Genomic DNA, 17,075 nt, shown 5'->3' on the forward strand with positions numbered 1-17,075 from the left:
GCCAAAGTGCAAGCGACAGCGACAATGGGGGAGTGAGGAAAGACCTGGTGGGAGTCAACGTGCCGGCCCTGCGCAGCCACAACGCCGCGCTCGTGCTCGACCTGCTGCGCACGGCGGGAGAGGCGGGGATCAGCCGCCTGGAGCTGGCCGAACGGACCGGGCTCACCCCCCAGGCCGTCAGCAAGATCACCGCCCGGCTGCGGGCCGAGGGCCTCGCCGCCGAGGCCGGCCACCGCGCCTCCACCGGCGGCAAGCCCCGCACGGTGCTGCGCCTGGCCCCCACCGCCGCGTACGCCGTCGGCGTCCACCTCGACCGCGACGAACTGACCACCCTGCTGACCGACCTCTCCGGCGCGGCGGTGTCCCTGCGGCGCCGGCCCCTGGACCTGGGAGCGGGGACCGGCCCGGTCCTGGACGCCGTGACGGCGGAGGTACGGGCGCTCCTCGACGCCGTTCCGCCCGGCGGGTCCGTCCTCGGCGCCGGCATCGCCATGCCCGGGCCGCTGGACCACCGGGCCGGGGTGCCCGGACGGGTGACGGGCTTCCCCGAGTGGGACGGGCAGCCCGTACGCGAGGAGCTGGCCCGGCGCCTCGGCCTGCCCGTCGTGCTCGACAAGGACACCAACGCCGCCGCCCTCGGCCTCGCCCTGCGCCCCGCCGCCCCCGGGTCCTTCGCGTACGTCCACCTCGGTACGGGTCTCGGCGCGGGCCTCGTCCTCGGCGGCGTGCCGCTGCGCGGGGACAGGACCGGCGCGGGCGAGCTCGGCCACCAGACCGTCCAGCTCGACGGGCCCCCGTGCGACTGCGGCGGGCGCGGCTGCCTGGAGGTCCTCTGCCTGGCGGCCGTGGCGCGAGGCGAACTCCTCGAGGCCGCCCGCATCCTCGGTGCGGGCGCCGCCAACCTCGTACGCCTCCTCGACATCGACCAGGTCCTCCTCGGCGGCCGCGTCGTGCTCGCCGCCCCCGACGTGTTCGCGACCGGCGTCCGGCAGGTCCTCGCCGGGCTGGGCCTGACGGCGCCGGTGACGGTCGTGACGGAGGCGTACGCGGCTGCCGAGGCGGATGCGACGGCCGAGGCGGGCACGACGGCCGAGGCGGGCACGATGGCCGAGGCGGAGGCGGCCACGGATATGGGCGCGACGGCCAAGGCGGACGCGACTACCGATACGGACGCGACTACCGATACGGGCGCGGCTACCGAGGCGGGCGCAGCGGTCGATGCGTACGCGGCAGCCGATGCAGGCGCTTCTGGGCCCGACTCCCTCGTCCCCGCGCCCGTCCCCGCGCCCGCACCCGTCCCCGTCCCCGCACCCGCACCCGTCCCCGTCCCCGCACCCGCGCCCGGTGCCGTGGCCGAGGGGGCCGTGTGGCTCATCCTCGGTCCGATCTTCGGACAATAGGCTGATCGGGCGGAACATCCGGGCCGTCCAGGGGTGCGTGCGGTGTCGCTGCCCGTTTCGCCCGCTCCGGCATGGCAGCGTCGCGGCCGACCGCACGCCCGCCCCGCGAGCAGCAAAGGCCCCGCCCATGGCAACAGCCCCCCAGCCCCGGAGCCGGCGACCGCGCACCCCGCGGGCCACGACCGCGGCGGCCACCACGGCGGTCCTCCTCACCCTGGCGGCTCCGGCGGTCGGCGCCCCCGCCCCGGACCCGCCTGCCGCACCCACCTGCGGAGCAGCCCCCGACAGGGGGTTCCCGATCGGCACGCGGATCCACGGAGGGCCGGCCGACTACCCGGCCGGCGGGCCCTTCCAGGAATGGCGGCTCGACCTGACCAACACCACGGACGGGTCGTGCTCGGACATCCATCCCGTGCTGGTGTTCGCGGACGGCGCGCGTTCCCTGCGCCCCGCCCAGATCCGCTTCGAGTTCTACGACGCCGGGTCCGCGCGCTGGTGGCCGGTGGCCTTCGAGGCCACCGAGGAGGCGGAGAGCGTGGGCGCGTTCACCGACTTCGGGGGCTTCACGGTTCCCGCGGGAGAGACCCTCACCGTCCCCGTACGGCTGGCCTTCCGCGTGGACGCGGCCCCCGACGAGGTCGTCGTCAACGCGGCGGTCGTCCAGCGACGCGGCGCGGACGGCGACTGGATCGGCGAGTCCGGCGACTACCGGCTGACCGTCGGTCCGCCCGCGCCCGCGCCCGCCGAAGCCGAACCCGAACCCGAACCGTCCGGCTCGCCCCGGGTGCCCGGGAAGGAGGCGGCACCATCGGCCACGGCCGCCCCCGCGGCCAAGGACCCGACGGCGACCGGCGAGCCCAGGAAACGCCCCGTACTCGCCCACACGGGACGGGGACCCGACCGTGACGTCCTGGTCCTCGCCCCGTTCGCCGCGGCCCTCGTCCTGCTCGGCGCGGGGCTCGTCCGGATGGCCCGGCGGTCCCGGCAGCGCTGAGGCGGCGTGGTGTTTCGTCCGGGCGGCCCGGCGATCCCAGCACCGCTGAGGCAGCCCGGGGGCTCGTCGTGCATGCCCCGGCGCGCCTGGCAGCACTGTGGCGGCGCGGCGTTCGTCCGCACGGTCCGGCGCGCCCGGCACCGCCGGGCCACCCTCCGTACACCTCGCCGTTCACGCCCGTCTGCGACCATCCCTCCGTGAACTACCAGACCACCCCAGGCGCCCCCGTCCGTTCCGGTGTCCCCGAGCACGGCCGCGTACCCAAGTACTACGCGGTCAAGGCGAAACTGACGCTGCTGGTCGACGAGTTGGGGGAGGGCGGGCTGCTGCCCACCGAGCGTGACCTCGCCGTCCGGTACGAGGTGTCGCGGGAGACCGTCCGGCAGGCGCTGCGCGAACTCCTCATCGAGGGGCGGCTGCGCCGCCAGGGCCGGGGCACGGTCGTCGCGGGGCCCAAGCTCGAACAGCCCCTGTCGCTGGCCAGTTACACGGAGGGCGTGCGCCGCCAGGGCCGCCGGCCCGGCCGCAGCCTGATCTCGCTCGACCGCTTCCCCTGCCCGGAGGCGCTCGCCCCCGAGGTCGGCGCCGAACGCGGGGCGCCCGTCTGGCACATGGAGCGGGTGCTGCTCGCCGACGACGAGCGGGTCGGCCTGGAGAGCACGTACGTCTCCGAGGCCCGCGCCCCGCACCTGGACGCCGAGTTCGACCCGGACTCCTCGTTCTACGCCTATCTCCACGATCGCCTGGGCATCTCGTTCGGCGACGCCGACGAGCGCATCGAGACGGTGCTCGCCACCCCGCGCGAGGCCCTCCTGATCGGCACCCCGCCCGCCCTGCCGATGCTGCTGCTCCACCGGGTCTCCCGGGACACCGAGGGCCGGCCGCTGGAGCGGGTCCGCACGCTCTACCGGGGCGACCGCTTCAGCTTCACCGCCCATCTGGGGCGGCAAGGGTGACGAAACGGCAGATCGCGGAACGCCGTTGATTACGTAAGGGTAACGGGTCTGGTCCAAGCTTGTCGGCCTGTTCACCGTTCTGTTGCCGTCCGGATTCGTCCGGTCCACACATCGGCGCGACCGTTTCCGGCATGAAGGTGATCGTCGTAGGAGCCGGCGTGGTGGGAACCATGCACGCCTGGCACGCAGTGGAACGCGGCCACGAGGTCGTACACATCGAGCGCGAGGCGGAGGCGCGCGGGGCGTCCCTCCGCAACTTCGGCCAGATCTGGGTGAGCGGCCGCGCCGGCGGGGAGGAGCTCGACACCGCCCTGCGCGCCCGCGAGCTGTGGGAGGGCATCGGCGCCCGCGTCCCCGGGCTCGGCTTCCGGGCCAACGGCTCCCTCACCCCGGTGCGGAACGCGCTCGAACTCGCCGTCGCGGAAGCCGCCCTGGCCCGCCCGGACGCCGCCGCCCGCGGCTACAAGCTGCTGACGGCCGACGAGGCGCGCGCGGTCAACCCCGCCCTGCGCGGGGCGTTCGAGGCCGCGCTGTGGTGCGAGCGCGACGCCGCCGTCGAACCCCGCCTCGCCCAACTCGCGTTCCGGGAGGCGCTCCTGGCCACGGGGAAGTACACCTTCCTGCCCGGCCGGGAGGTCCGGGACGTCGTCGGCGGGAGCTCCGTCCGTGACGACCACGGGGACGTCCACACCGGCGACGCCGTCGTCCTGTGCACCGGTGCCTGGCTCTCCGGCCTCGTCCGCGAGATCGCCGGCCCGATACCCGTCCGCCGGGTCCGGCTCCAGATGATGCAGACCGAACCCCTCGGCGAGCCCCTCACGACCTCCGTCGCCGACGCCGACTCCTTCCGCTACTACCCGGCGTACGCCTCCGACGCCCTCGCCGCCCTCGCCGCGGGGCAGCCGCAGGATCCGACCGCCGCCGCCCACAAGATGCAGCTCCTCATGGTGCAGCGGCTCGACGGGGGACTGACCATCGGCGACACCCACGAATACGAGCACCCCTTCGCCTTCGACACCCTCGAAGACCCCTACGAGCACCTCACCCGCGTCGTCGAGTCCTTCCTCGGCCGCCCGCTGCCGAAGATCCGGCGCCGCTGGGCCGGTGTGTACGCGCAGTGCGTCGACACCAGCCGGGTCGTGCACCGCCAGCGGGTCCGCGACGGCGTGTGGCTGGTGACCGGACCCGGCGGCCGGGGCATGACCTGCTCTCCCGCCATCGCCGAGACGACCGCGAACGAACTGGGCTGGTGACCTTGATGAACACGAACCCGAAGAACCCGAAAAGCCCGAAGAACCCGATGAACCTCGTCGTCCTGGACATGGCCGGGACGACCGTCGCCGACGGCGGCCTCGTCGAGCAGGCCTTCGCGGCCGCCGCCGAGCGCCTCGGCGAAGACCCGGCCACGATGATCGACCACGTCCGCGCCACCATGGGCGAGTCCAAGATCTCCGTCTTCCGCCACCTCTTCGGCGGCGACGAGACCCGCGCCCGGCAGGCCAACCTCGCCTTCGAGGAGGCGTACGGAGAGCTGGTCGCCGACGGCCTCGTCTCCCCGGTCCCCGGCGCGGCCGAGGCGATCGCCGCCCTGAGGGACCAGGGGCGGACCGTCGTCCTCACCACCGGCTTCGCCCGGGTCACCCAGGACGCCATCCTCGACGCCCTCGGCTGGCGCGACCTGGTGGAGCTGACCCTCTGCCCGGCCGACGCGGGCGGCCGGGGCCGCCCGTACCCGGACATGGTCCTCGCGGCCCTCCTCCGCACCGGAGCCGTGGACGACGTCCGGCAGACCGTCGTCGCGGGCGACACCTCGTACGACATGCTCAGCGGGGCCCGCTCGGGCGCCGGGATCGTGGCGGGCGTGCTCACCGGAGCCCACGGCGAGGCGGCGCTCACCGGGCACGGCGCCACGCACGTCCTCGCCTCGATCGCCGGACTCCCCGAGCTGATACGGGAGTCCGAGGCGTGACCGGCGGCATCCGCTTCGACGGCGTCACCGTCGCCTACGGGAACACCACCGTCCTCGACTCCCTCGACCTGACCGTCGAGCCCGGCGAGGTCATGGCCCTCCTCGGCCCCTCCGGCTCCGGCAAGACCACCGCCCTGCGCACCATCGCCGGCTTCGTCCGGCCCGCCTCCGGGCGCGTGTTCATCGGCGACCGCGACGTCACCGCACTCCCGCCGTACCGCCGGGGCATCGGCATGGTCGTCCAGCAGTACGCCCTCTTCCCCCACCTGCGGGTCGACGCCAACGTCGCCTTCGGCCTGAAGGCGCGGAAGGCGCCCAAGGCCGAGATCCCGGGCCGCGTCGCCGAAGCCCTGGAGATGACCGGCATGGCGGCCTACGCGCGGCGCTACCCCCGGGAACTCTCCGGCGGCCAGCAGCAGCGCGTCGCCATCGCCCGCGCCCTCGCCATCCGCCCCCGGGTGCTCCTCCTCGACGAACCGCTCTCCGCGCTCGACGCCCAGCTGCGCTCCGGGATGCTCGCCGAACTCGCCAGGCTGCACCGCGAGTTGCCGGACGTGTCGATCCTGTACGTCACCCACGACCAGGTGGAGGCGCTCACCCTCGCCGACCGGATCGCCGTCATGGACAAGGCCCGGCTCCAGGACTGCGGCACCCCGCAGGACCTCTACCGCCGCCCCCGTACGGAGTTCACGGCGTCGTTCGTCGGCAACGCGAACCTGCTGCCGGTGACCGTCACCGCGGACGGCGTCGCCTTCGCCGGCACGCCCCTGAAGGTGGCCGCGCCCGGCGTCGCGCCCGGGTCCGCCTCCGGGGCCGCGCCCGGGTCCGCCTCCGGGGCCGCGCCCGGGTCCGCCTTCGGCGCCGCGCCCGGGTCCGCCTCCGGGGCCGCGCCCGGGCCCGCCTTCGGCGCCGCGCCCGGCGCCGCCGCGACCCTCTGCGTCCGGCCGCACCTCGTCGGCCTCGGCCCGGGGCCGAACGCCCTGAGCGGCCGGATCTCCGAGGTCCAGTGGCGCGGCTCCACCCACCGGCTGTACGTCGAGGTGGGCGGCCACCGGGTGAAGGCGGACGTGCCGGAGCTGCGGGACACGCCGAGGCCGGGGGCCGAGGTGACGCTGCACTTCGCGCCCGAGGACGGGGTGCTGCTGGGCGCGGGGGTCACCGATGGGTAGCCGCGGCATCGGGCTCGGTGAACGGCCCCCGGCGCCCGGCGTCGCGCCCGCCCCTCCCGCCCCCGCGGAACGTACGCCCACGACGGGGGCGAAGGACGACGCCGGCCGGTCCCTCCCCTCGTGGGTCTGGGCGCTGCCGCCCGTCGCCGTGCTCGCCGTGGTCTTCCTCTACCCCCTCGCGCTCGTCGTGCGCGAGTCGCTCGCGCCCGGCGCGTACGCCGACGTGTTCGCGTCCGAGTCCTTCCGGGACGCGCTGGTCACGACGGTGTGGCTGGCCGTCGCCTCCACCGCCGGGTGTCTGGTCCTCGGCTTCGTGCTCGCCGTGCTGATCGCGTTCGTGCCGTTCCCCGGCGGGAAGGCGGTGTCGAAGTCCATCGACGTCTTCCTGTCCTTCCCGTCGTTCCTGATCACCCTCGCGCTGCTGTTCCTGTACGGGACGGCGGGGATGGCGAACGGGGTGTGGACGGACGTCACCGGCGACGCGACGGGACCCTTCCGGTTCCTGAGCACGCCGTGGGGCGTGCTGCTCGCCGAGATCACGTACTTCACGCCCTTCGTGATGCGGCCCCTGCTCGCCGCCTTCTCCCAACTGGACACCGCGCAGCTGGAGGTGGCGTCGTCCCTGGGCGCCCGCCCGCTGCGGATCGTCCGGCAGGTGATCCTGCCCGAGGCGCTGCCCGCGCTCGCGGCCGGCGGGAGCCTCGTCCTCGTCCTGTGCCTCAACGAGTTCGGGATCGTCCTCTTCACCGGCGCGAAGGGCGTCACCACGCTCCCGATGCTCGTGTACGGCAAGGCGATCCTCGAATCGGACTACGCCGCCGCCTGCGTGGTCGCCGTCGTCAACGTCGCCCTGTCCGTGGGTCTCTACGTCCTCTACCGGGGGGTCAGCCGCCGTGCTGGTGCATAGCCGTACGGGCAGGTGGACGGCGTGGGCCGGCTTCGCGGTCCTCTTCGTCCCGCTCTTCGCCCTGCCCCTGCTCGTCATCGTCGCCGCCTCGTTCTCCACCCACTGGTCCGGCGCCTTCCCCTCCGGCCCCACCACCGCGCACTACGCGGCGGCCGTACGAGGGGAGCCCCTCCAGGCGCTCACCACCAGCCTCGTCACGGCCGTCACCGCGAGCGTGGTCGCGCTGACCGTCGGCACCTGGGCGGCGCTGGCCGCGGCAGCGCTCCGGAAACGGGGCCGGAGGGTGCTCGACGCCCTGTTCATGCTGCCGGTCGCGGTGCCCTCCGTGGTCGTCGGGCTCGCCGTGCTCGTCGCCTTCTCGCAGCCGCCGGTGCTCCTCAACGGCACGCGGTGGATCGTGATCCTCGCGCACACCGTGCTCGTCACGGCCTTCGCCCACCAGTCGGTCTCGGCCGCCCTCCTCCGCCTCGACCCGATGTACGAGCAGGCGGCGGCCGGCCTCGGCGCCCGCCCCGCGTACGTGCTGCTCCGGGTGAAGCTGCCGCTCCTGCTGCCGTCCCTGAACGCGGCCGCCGGGCTCTGCTTCGCCCTGTCCATGGGCGAGCTGAGCGCCACGATGATGCTCTACCCGCCGGACTGGACCCCGCTGCCGGTCCTCGTCTTCACCGCCACCGACCGGGGCTCCCTGTTCACCGGCTCGGCGCTCGCCGTGGTCCTCATGGCCGCGACCCTGCTGGCCCTGCTCGCCGTCTCCCGCATCCGCACCAAAGCCTCGTACCGCTGAGTCACCAGGAGAGAACAACGCCATGCTCATCCACCCCAAGCCGATCGCCGCCGTCACCGGCGCCCTCGTCCTCGCCGCCGGCCTGACCGCCTGCGGCGGCTCCTCCGCCGCGTCCGACGAGAAGACCGTCACCGTCTACAGCGCCGACGGCCTCAAGGGCGAGGCGGGCGACGGCTGGTACGACAAGGTCTTCGCCGACTTCGAGAAGCAGACCGGCATCAAGGTCGAGTACGTCGAGGGCGGCTCCGGCGAGATGGTGCAGCGCGCCCTCCGCGAGAAGGGCAACACCCAGGCCGACGTCCTCGTCACCCTGCCGCCGTTCATCCAGCAGGCCGACTCCAAGGGTCTCCTCCAGTCGTACGCGCCCCAGGGCGCCGACCAGGTCGACGGCGCCGCCAAGGCGGCCGACGGCACGTGGATCTCCGTCGTCGACAACTACTTCGGCTTCGTCCACAACCGGAAGGAGCTGCCGACCGCGCCCAGGACCTGGGAGGAACTGCTCGACGCCAAGTACAAGGACAGGCTCCAGTACTCCACCCCGGGCGTCGCCGGCGACGGCACCGCCGTCCTCATCAAGGCCATGCACGACTTCGGCGGCCAGGAGCCGGCCATGGCCTACCTGAAGAAGCTCCAGGCCAACAACGTCGGCCCGTCCTCCTCCACCTCCAAGCTCGCCCCCAAGACGGACAAGGGCGAACTCCTCGTCGCCAACGGCGACGTCCAGATGAACTTCGCCCAGTCCAAGTCCATGCCGAACCTCGGCATCTGGTTCCCCGCCAGGGACGGCGGCAAGCCCACCACCTTCGCCCTGCCCTACGCCGCCGGCCTCGTGAACAAGGCCCCGCACGCCGGGAACGGCAGGAAGCTCCTCGACTTCATGCTGAGCGAGGCGGCCCAGCGCGAGGTCAGCGCCATCGGCGGCGGCTTCCCGGTCCGCAAGGACGTCAGGCCGACCGACGCCAACGCCATCGCCCTCGCCAAGCTGATGGACGGCGTCGAGATCTTCGAACCGGACTGGTCCGACATCGACAAGAACCTGACGGCGTACGTCGACGCGTGGAAGTCCGCGACCGGAAGCTGACCGGCGGCCGAGAGTTCACCGTACGACCCTGGAACACCCCCGCATATCGCGGAATGATAACGGGTACGGACCAACGCCCCTGAACAGTCAGGGGCGTTGGTGTGCGTACGCACTCCCCATCGACTCCCTGACGGAGGATCCCGACATGCCGATCACCGGCATCTCACGCCGCACCGTGCTCGCCGCCGCGGGCGCCACCGCCGCCGTCGCCGCGACCGGACTCGCCGCCGCGCCCGCGGCCCGGGCCGCCACCGCCGCCCCAGTGCTCCCGAACGGCACCAGCAAGGACAAGGTGCTCGTCGTCGGCATGGACGGCCTGCGGTACGACCGGATCGACGCGGCCAAGGCACCCACCCTCAAGTCCCTGATGGCCAACGGCACGTACGGCCGCTCCCTGCTCTACGCCAACCCGATGGCAGCGACCTCCTCCGGCCCCGGCTGGTCGACGATCTCCACCGGCGTCTGGCCCGACAAGCACGGCGTCAAGGACAACACCTTCACCGGCAAGAACTACGGCCGCTACCCCGGCTTCCTGGCTCGCCTGAACCAGGTGCGGCCCGACCTCTCCCTCTTCGCAGCCGTCGACTGGCCCGAACTCGACACACACGGCACCGTCACCCCCGGCGCCGACGCCAAACTCGTCTACGACAACAACTACGCCGTCAACGACCTCCTCATCACCGACATCACCGAGGACGTCCTCCGCAACCAGAACCCCGACGTCCTCTTCGTCTACTTCGGCGAGACCGACGAGATAGGCCACGGCTACGGCGCCGCTAGCACCAAGTACCTCGAAGCCATCGACGTACAGGACGGCTACCTCAGCCGGCTGCTCGCCGCGATCCAGGCCCGCCCCACGTACGCCGGCGAACGGTGGACGGTCATCGTCGCCACCGACCACGGCCACACCGACGGCGGCGGCCACGGCGGCTCCACCATCGAGGAACGGCGCACCTTCGTCCTCGCCCAGGGGCCGGGCATCGCCGCCGGCGCCCGCCCCATCGACACCCGGCTCGTCGACGTCGCCGCCACCGTCTTCCAGCAGCTCGGCATCGTCCCCGACCCCTCCTGGGGCCTCGACGGCAAGCCGATCCAGCTCCGCTCCACCGACCCCTTCGACACCCTCCACGGGACCCTCACCGGCCGCGTCGACGAGACCGGCATCCCCACCGGGGTCCTCGGCTTCACCCACACCGCGCCCAGCGGCTGGTCCGTCGTCAACAACGCCATGGGCACCGGCGGCATGACCGAGTGGCGCGGCTGGTCCTTCGCCACCGACGAGTTCTGGTCCCGCGCCCAGCGCGACCAGTCCCGCGAGCTCAACGTCCGCGCCCGGGGCGTCTTCGCCGTCGCCGACTCCGACGAGTGGGCCGACAAGGCCTTCTCCGGCACGTACGACTCGACCCTGGTCACCCCCGCCCACCACGTCGCCGGCGCGTCCACGGTGACCCTCGACTTCACCACCCTCTACCGCCAGGAGGGCGCCCAGACCGCCCAGGTCCTGGCGAGCTTCAACGGCGGCACCCCGACGGTCGTACGGAGCTACACCGCCGACGTCCTCTCGCAGCCGCAGTCCCTCACCGTCGCCGTCCCCGCGGGCGCCTCCACCGTCGGCTTCCGCTTCCGCTACACCGGCGCCAACAACTGGTACTGGACGATCGACGGGGTCAGGATCAGCGCTTCCTGACTACCCTGGGGGCGTCGCCACAGCGCTGTCGCGGCGCCCCCAGCACACCGCACGTTTGTACGGCAGGAGTCCCGCACCCATGGCAGAGCGCAAGCCGATCGAATCCTGGCTGACCGACATGGACGGCGTCCTCATCCACGAGGGCGTCCCGATCCCCGGTGCCGACGCGTTCATCAAGAAGCTGCGGGAGACCGGGAAGCCCTTCCTGGTCCTCACCAACAACTCCATGTACACGGCACGCGACCTGCACGCCCGCCTCCGCCGCATGGGCCTCGACGTGCCCGTCGAGAACATCTGGACCTCGGCCCTCGCCACCGCCAAGTTCCTCGACGACCAGCGCCCCGGCGGCACCGCGTACGTCATCGGCGAGGCCGGCCTCACCACCGCGCTGCACGACATCGGCTACGTCCTCACCGACCATGACCCGGACTACGTGGTCCTCGGGGAGACCCGCACGTACTCGTTCGAGGCCATGACCAAGGCCGTCCGCCTCATTAACGCCGACGCCCGCTTCATCTGCACCAACCCCGACGAGACCGGCCCCTCCCTCGAAGGGCCCCTCCCCGCCACCGGCTCCGTCGCCGCCCTCATCACGAAGGCCACCGGCAAGGAGCCTTACTTCGCGGGCAAGCCGAACCCCCTCATGATGCGCACCGGACTCAACGCGATCGGCGCCCACTCCGAGTCCAGCGCCATGATCGGCGACCGGATGGACACCGACATCCTGGCCGGCCTGGAGGCGGGCATGCAGACCTTCCTCGTGCTCACCGGTCTGACCACGCAGGCGGAGATCGACCGCTTCCCGTTCCGTCCGTCGAAGATCGTCGACTCCATCGCGGACATCGTCGACCGCGTCTGACGGGCCCCGCGCCGCCGCCCTGCGGATGCGAAGAGCGCCGATCCGGGTGACCCTGCCAGTACCAGGAGGTCACGATGCGTTCAGGTTCCCTCGCTCTCCGTGCCGCAGGAACGGCGCTGGTACTCGTGCTGGCGCCCACGGCCGGCACCGCGTACGCCCACGACGGGGTGAAGGTCACCGTCACCCCGTCCACCGCCTCGCCCGGCGCCGACGTCGACGTACGCGTCCACGGCTGCCAGGGCACCACCGGTGCCGCGAAGTCCCCGGCGTTCGTCGCCGACGCCGAGCTCACCGGCCGTGACGGCGGCAAGAACCCGCTCTTCGGCGACACCACCCTCAGGTCCGGCCTTCAGGACGGCGCCTACAAGGTCAGCGTCACCTGCGACGGCCACGACCACCCGGACGTCGGCACCGTGCAGGTCCGCCACGGCCAGCCCACCCACCGGCCCACCCACCGGCCGACCCACGAGCCCACCCACCGGCCGACCCAGGAGCCGACCCACCGGCCGACCCAGGAGCCGACCCACCGGCCGACCCACGAGCCGACCCACCGGCCGACCCACGAGCCCACCCACCACGCGACTCCGGTCGCCCCGGTCCGTGCCGGCGGCGGCGGTGCCGCCGCCTTCGCCGCCCCGGCCGCCCCCGGCGTCGCCCAGACCGTCGGTGACGGCGGCCTCGGCACCCCCTACACCCTCCTCGGCCTCTCCCTCGCCGCCCTCGCCGCCGTCTCCGTCGCCTTCCGCAGCGCCCGCCGCCGCGCGGCCGCCGGTGCCGGCGGCGTCGGCCTCGGCTCCGGTACCGCCCCGGGGCCTGGTTCCGGCTCCGGCTCCGGTGTCGGCTCCGGGTCGGGTTCTGGCGTCGGTTCTGGTTCCGGTGTTGGCTCTGGCTCTGGCGTTGGTTCTGGCTCCGGTTTCGGCTCCGGCTCCGGCTCCGGTTCCGGCGAGCGTTGACCGTGTCGTCCGGAACCCGCCCGGCGGGCAACGGGCGACTCGTCACCGGCGTGGCCTGGGCTCTCCTGCTGCTCGGCCTCTGGCTCTGGGGCCGAGGGGTCGCCGAGGGCCCCGGCGGCCTCTCCGCGCCGACCACCGGCGACATAGCCGCCGTCGGCCGCCCCCTCGGCACGGCCCTCCCGCCGACCCGCGACCCCCTGCCCGCAGTCGAACCCCGCCGGGTGGAGATCCCCTCCCTCGGCATCACCGCACCCGTAGTCCCGCGCGGCCTCGACCACACCGGCGCCATCGACCCACCGCCCTTCGAGATGCCGCACACCGTCGGCTGGTTCGGCTCCGGCACCCGCCCCGGCGCCGCGGGCGCGGCCCTTCTCGTCGGCCACGTCGACACCGACACGCGGCCCGCCGTCTTCTACGGCCTCAGCGCGGCCCGCCCCGGCGCCAAGGTCCTCGTCACCCGTACGGACGGCTCCCTCGCGGAATTCACCATCGACGACGTCCGGGTCTTTCCCCGCGACCGCTTCGACCCCGCCGCGGCGTACGGGGCTCGCGACGCGCGCCGGGCCGAGCTCCGTCTCATCACCTGCGGTGGCACCTTCGACCCCACCACCCGCACCTACACCGCCAACGTCATCATCTCCGCCTACCTCACCGGCCCCTAGCGCCCCTCACCCGCCGGCACCGCGCCCCGCCTGGGCCCCAGCCCGCCCGGCCCCTCGCCCGCCGGCACCGCGCCCCATCAGGGCCTCCGTCCGCCCGGCCCCTCGCCCTGCTGGGGCTGCGTCCCGCTCGTTGCGGGCTGCGCCCCGCCCCGCCCCGTTGTGGGCAGGCGTTCCGCTGGGGCGGTGCCCACCCCCGTGCCTCCGCCCACCCCGTTGTGGGCAATCGTTCCGCTGGGGCGGAACGGGTGGGCACAACGGACGGCGCCCTTTGCCGGGCCTAGGCTTCCGCGCCCGAACCCGCACCATGTCGTGCGACGCCGTACCGGTGCGGGCTCAGGCACGAGGGGCGGAGGCGCCGCCAAGGGCGCCGTCCCGTGTGCCCACCCGTCCCGCCCAGCGGGACGATTGCCCACACGGGGTGGGGGCGAAGGCCCACACGGCGGCGGGCGCGGGCCCGCGCGACAGCGGGTGCGGGCTCACACGGGGCTGGGCGCGGGCCCGCGCGACAGCGGGCGTGGGTGCACACGGGGCGGGGGCGCGGGCGCACACGGCGGCGGGTGCGGGCCCACGCGACAGCGGGCGCGGGCCCACACGGGGCGGGGGCAAGGCCCACCCGACGCGGGGGCGCGGGCGCACACGGCAGCGGGTGCGGGCACAGGCCACGCGGCAGCGGGCGATGGCCCGCACGGGGCGGGGGCGAAGGCCCACACGGCAGCGGGTGCGGGCCCAGGCTGGCGCGGGCCCACGCGGCAGCGGGCGAAGGCCCGCACGGGGCGCGGGCACAGGTCCACGCGGGCGCAGCCACACGGCGGCGGGGATCGCCGACACGGACGGGTTCGCGGTCGACATCGCGAACCACCGGACGACCGGACGACCGCGGAGAGCGTCGCGTACGGCAGACGCCCGTCGGTCCTGGTCTGCGGCAAGCCCTTCGTGGTCGACACCGGCAGGAACGGAAACGGCCCGTACACGGAGGGAGACCCCGTCCGGGCCTGGTGCAATCCGCTCGGCCGCGCCCTCGGCGTTCCGCCGACGCGCACCACCGGGGACCGGCTGGCGGCGGCGATCTGTGGATCAAGCGCCCCGGCGAGTCGGACGGGGAGTGTCGTGGCGGCCCGAAGGCGGGGGAGCGGTTCGACGCGTACGCCCTGGAACTGGCCCGCGACGCCCGGCAGTTCGGGTAGATCGAGGAAACGACCAAGGCCCCCCACCATCGGTGGGAGGCCTTGGTCTCGCGTGCGCCGCCAGGGACTCGAACCCCGGACCCGCTGATTAAGAGTCAGCTGCTCTAACCAACTGAGCTAGCGGCGCCTGCTGACAAAGAGAACTCTACCTGACCTGAAGGCGTGCTCCTGACCAATATCGGTCGCCTCCGGCCTGTCGGATGGTCGTATCAGGCCTTCGATCCGTCAAAATGCGATTTGTCCAGACAGTTGAGACACTGACGCCCGAAACAAGGGTCAAAAGATCTTGACGAGTGTGGAGGGGAATCGCATGAGCGTGCCGGTTTTCGAGGAGTTCGAACCCGCGGCCGACTGCGGCTGCCCGGGCTGCGCCCAGCACCGCCGTGACCTCGCGCTGGGTCTGCCCGTCCGGTCGGGCGGTCACCCGGCCGCGCACGGCGCCCGCCGCGCCCTGGTCCTGGTGACGGCGGCGGGGGTCGTCCTGGGCGGGGGCGGGGCCGGTGCGGCCTCCGCCCTCCCGCGCCCGGCGGAGCCGGCCGCCCCGGCGGGGGAGGCGGCCGGACCGGACACGACGTCCTGGCCGGGACCCGAGACGCCGCAGGGCGGGCGGGGGCCGCTGCACGGAGCGCCGGGACCCGGCTCCTCGGCCCCGAACCCCCCCGTCGACCAGGCCTCGAGCCAGAACCCGAACCCGAACGCGACTCCGGGGAGCAGCCAGATCTCGACGGGCTCGCTGCGGCAGACGACCCGGGCCGACATCATCAACCGCGCGAAGCTGTGGGTGGCCGCGCAGGTCCCGTACTCCATGGAGAAGTACTGGTCGGACGGCTACCGGCAGGACTGCTCCGGCTACATCTCGATGGCCTGGAACCTCCGCAGCAACGAGTGGACGGGCAGCCTCGACCGCTTCGCCGACCGGGTCGACCGCACCGAACTCCAGCCCGGCGACATCCTCCTCTTCCACAACCCGGCCAACCCGACGCGCGGCTCGCACGTGACGATCTTCGGCGGCTGGACCGACTACACCCACACGTCCTACATCGCCTACGAGCAGACCAAGCCGCGCACGCGGAAGCAGGCGACGCCCATGGCGTACTGGGAGAACTCCGACCGGTACGTCGCCTACCGCTACAAGGGCGTGGTCAGCGGCGGCACGACCGGCGGCGGCCCGACCGCCACGCCGACGCCGTACCCCGGCGCCGCGAAGTTCGGTCCGGGCGCGAACAACGCGTACGTCACCCAGCTCGGCAAGCTCCTCGTCGACCGCGGCGGCAAGAAGTACTACAGCAAGGGACCCGGCCCGAAGTGGGGCGAGGCGGACCGTCGCGCGACCCAGGCGTTCCAGCTGGCGCAGGGCTGGAAGGGCAGGGAGGCGGACGGCATCCCCGGCCCCGAGACGTGGAAGCTCCTCGTGACCGGCGGGGGCAGGGGCATCGGCGGATCGGGTGGTTCGAGCGGTCCGAGCACGAACGCGACGGGGTTTCCCGGGCGTGGCTACTTCCGTCCGGGCCAATCCAACGCATATGTGGAGAAGCTGGGCAAACAACTGGTGAAGCGGGGCTTCGGCAAGCACTACCTGTCGGGACCCGGTCCGCGCTGGACGGAGGCGGACCGCCGCAACGTCGAGGCGTTCCAGCGGGCACAGGGCTGGCGCGGCGGAGCGGCCGACGGCTACCCGGGCCCGGAGACCTGGCGGCGTTTGTTCCGATGACCCCGAGAACATGAGGTGGACCCCGAATGACCGCATCGACCCCGAACCCCGCGGACTCCGGCGCGGCCGCCTCCCGTGACGCGGCCCGCACCGCGAGACGCCTCACCGACGGCACCCTCCCCCGCACCTCCCCACCCCCGACGCCCCCTGCCTCCGCCGGGCCCGCGGCCCCGGTCGACGCCGAGACCGAGGCCAGGGCCGCAGCCGGGGCCGGGGTCTGTGCCGATGCCGATGCCGGTGCCGGTGCCGATACCGAGGGCGGCTCAGGTCCCGACACCGGGGGCGCCACCGCTCCCGAGACCGCGGGCAGTGCCGCTGCCGCTGCCGGTGCCGAAGCCGCCGCCGGCTCCGCATCCCCGTCGCCCGGCCCCGCTGCCGGCCCCACCCCCTCGGCGCCCACCGCCACCTCGGAGGCCGCGACCTCCGCCTCCGCCGTCATCCCGAAGGCTGTGGCTCTCGCGCCCGTCGCCGCCCCCAGGGCTGTGATTCCTGCGTCTGATGACGTACCCCGGACCGTGACTCCTGCGCCTGATGGCGCGCCCGAGGCCGTCGTATCCCCCGTACCCGATGCCACGCCCAGGGCGGCGACTCCTGTGCTCGATGCCACGCCCAGGGTGGCGACTCCCGTACCCGATGCCACACCCGAGGCCGCGACCGCCGGGCCCTGGGCCACCCCCAGAGCCGTCACCCCCAGAGCCGTCACTCCCAGAGCCGTCACTCCCGCGTCCGGCGCCACCGCTGAGGCCGTGCAGTCCGTGC

Annotated in this window: 13 protein-coding genes, 1 tRNA gene and 2 pseudogenes; 15 read left to right on the plus strand and 1 reads right to left on the minus strand. The window is 73.7% G+C overall.

Going from position 1 to position 17,075, the window contains the following annotated elements; all coding sequences use genetic code 11:
* Nucleotides 1-32: 32 nt before the first annotated feature.
* The 14 genes and pseudogenes from AC067A_RS31795 to AC067A_RS31860 form a co-directional block, all read left to right on the plus strand.
* Nucleotides 33-1,106, plus strand: a pseudogene (locus tag AC067A_RS31795) (ROK family transcriptional regulator); the annotation flags it as partial.
* Nucleotides 1,107-1,527: 421 nt separating this feature from the next.
* Nucleotides 1,528-2,394: a hypothetical protein gene (locus tag AC067A_RS31800; RefSeq protein WP_479246305.1), complete on the plus strand. Its 867-nt coding sequence runs from the start codon at nucleotides 1,528-1,530 to the stop codon at nucleotides 2,392-2,394.
* A gap of 197 nt (nucleotides 2,395-2,591) precedes the next feature.
* Nucleotides 2,592-3,350 carry a GntR family transcriptional regulator gene (locus tag AC067A_RS31805; RefSeq protein WP_479246307.1) on the plus strand — a complete coding sequence of 253 codons (759 nt, stop codon included), beginning with the start codon at nucleotides 2,592-2,594 and terminating at the stop codon, nucleotides 3,348-3,350.
* Nucleotides 3,351-3,481: 131 nt separating this feature from the next.
* Complete coding sequence (locus AC067A_RS31810) at nucleotides 3,482-4,603, plus strand: TIGR03364 family FAD-dependent oxidoreductase (RefSeq protein ID WP_479246309.1); 1,122 nt, start codon at nucleotides 3,482-3,484, stop codon at nucleotides 4,601-4,603.
* 5 nt (nucleotides 4,604-4,608) lie between these two features.
* On the plus strand, nucleotides 4,609-5,319 hold the full coding sequence (locus AC067A_RS31815) for a phosphonatase-like hydrolase (RefSeq protein ID WP_479246311.1): 711 nt from the start codon (nucleotides 4,609-4,611) through the stop codon (nucleotides 5,317-5,319).
* Complete coding sequence (locus AC067A_RS31820) at nucleotides 5,316-6,488, plus strand: ABC transporter ATP-binding protein (protein WP_479246312.1); 1,173 nt, start codon at nucleotides 5,316-5,318, stop codon at nucleotides 6,486-6,488. The genes AC067A_RS31815 and AC067A_RS31820 overlap by 4 nt, the downstream gene beginning before the upstream one ends.
* A complete protein-coding gene (locus AC067A_RS31825; RefSeq protein ID WP_479246314.1) occupies nucleotides 6,481-7,395 on the plus strand; it encodes a 2-aminoethylphosphonate ABC transporter permease subunit in 915 nt (304 codons plus the stop codon). Before AC067A_RS31820 ends, AC067A_RS31825 begins: the two co-directional genes overlap by 8 nt.
* Nucleotides 7,382-8,179 carry an ABC transporter permease gene (locus AC067A_RS31830; RefSeq protein ID WP_479246315.1) on the plus strand — a complete coding sequence of 266 codons (798 nt, stop codon included), beginning with the start codon at nucleotides 7,382-7,384 and terminating at the stop codon, nucleotides 8,177-8,179. The genes AC067A_RS31825 and AC067A_RS31830 overlap by 14 nt, the downstream gene beginning before the upstream one ends.
* Nucleotides 8,180-8,201: 22 nt before the next feature.
* On the plus strand, nucleotides 8,202-9,260 hold the full coding sequence (locus AC067A_RS31835; protein WP_479246317.1) for a 2-aminoethylphosphonate ABC transporter substrate-binding protein: 1,059 nt from the start codon (nucleotides 8,202-8,204) through the stop codon (nucleotides 9,258-9,260).
* A 145-nt stretch (nucleotides 9,261-9,405) separates the two neighbouring features.
* On the plus strand, nucleotides 9,406-10,947 hold the full coding sequence (locus tag AC067A_RS31840) for an alkaline phosphatase family protein (RefSeq protein ID WP_479246318.1): 1,542 nt from the start codon (nucleotides 9,406-9,408) through the stop codon (nucleotides 10,945-10,947).
* Between the two features lie 79 nt (nucleotides 10,948-11,026).
* Entirely contained in the window at nucleotides 11,027-11,806 is a 780-nt protein-coding gene (locus AC067A_RS31845; protein ID WP_479246320.1) for an HAD-IIA family hydrolase, read from the plus strand.
* Between the two features lie 74 nt (nucleotides 11,807-11,880).
* A complete protein-coding gene (locus AC067A_RS31850; protein ID WP_479246322.1) occupies nucleotides 11,881-12,759 on the plus strand; it encodes a hypothetical protein in 879 nt (292 codons plus the stop codon).
* Between the two features lie 2 nt (nucleotides 12,760-12,761).
* Entirely contained in the window at nucleotides 12,762-13,421 is a 660-nt protein-coding gene (locus AC067A_RS31855; protein WP_479246324.1) for a class F sortase, read from the plus strand.
* 811 nt (nucleotides 13,422-14,232) lie between these two features.
* Nucleotides 14,233-14,605 (plus strand): annotated as a pseudogene (locus AC067A_RS31860) (glycoside hydrolase family 6 protein); the annotation flags it as partial.
* A 53-nt stretch (nucleotides 14,606-14,658) separates the two neighbouring features.
* On the opposite strand, the gene AC067A_RS31865 reads toward AC067A_RS31860, so the two are convergent.
* Nucleotides 14,659-14,732, minus strand: a tRNA-Lys gene (locus tag AC067A_RS31865).
* Nucleotides 14,733-14,915: 183 nt separating this feature from the next.
* Between AC067A_RS31865 and AC067A_RS31870 the strand changes: the two genes are divergently transcribed.
* Nucleotides 14,916-16,316, plus strand: a complete 1,401-nt coding sequence (locus AC067A_RS31870; protein WP_479246326.1) for a peptidoglycan-binding protein — start codon at nucleotides 14,916-14,918, stop codon at nucleotides 16,314-16,316.
* The last annotated feature ends 759 nt before the right edge of the window (nucleotides 16,317-17,075 follow it).

It is taken from the genome of Streptomyces sp. NPDC043176, assembly GCF_056436715.1.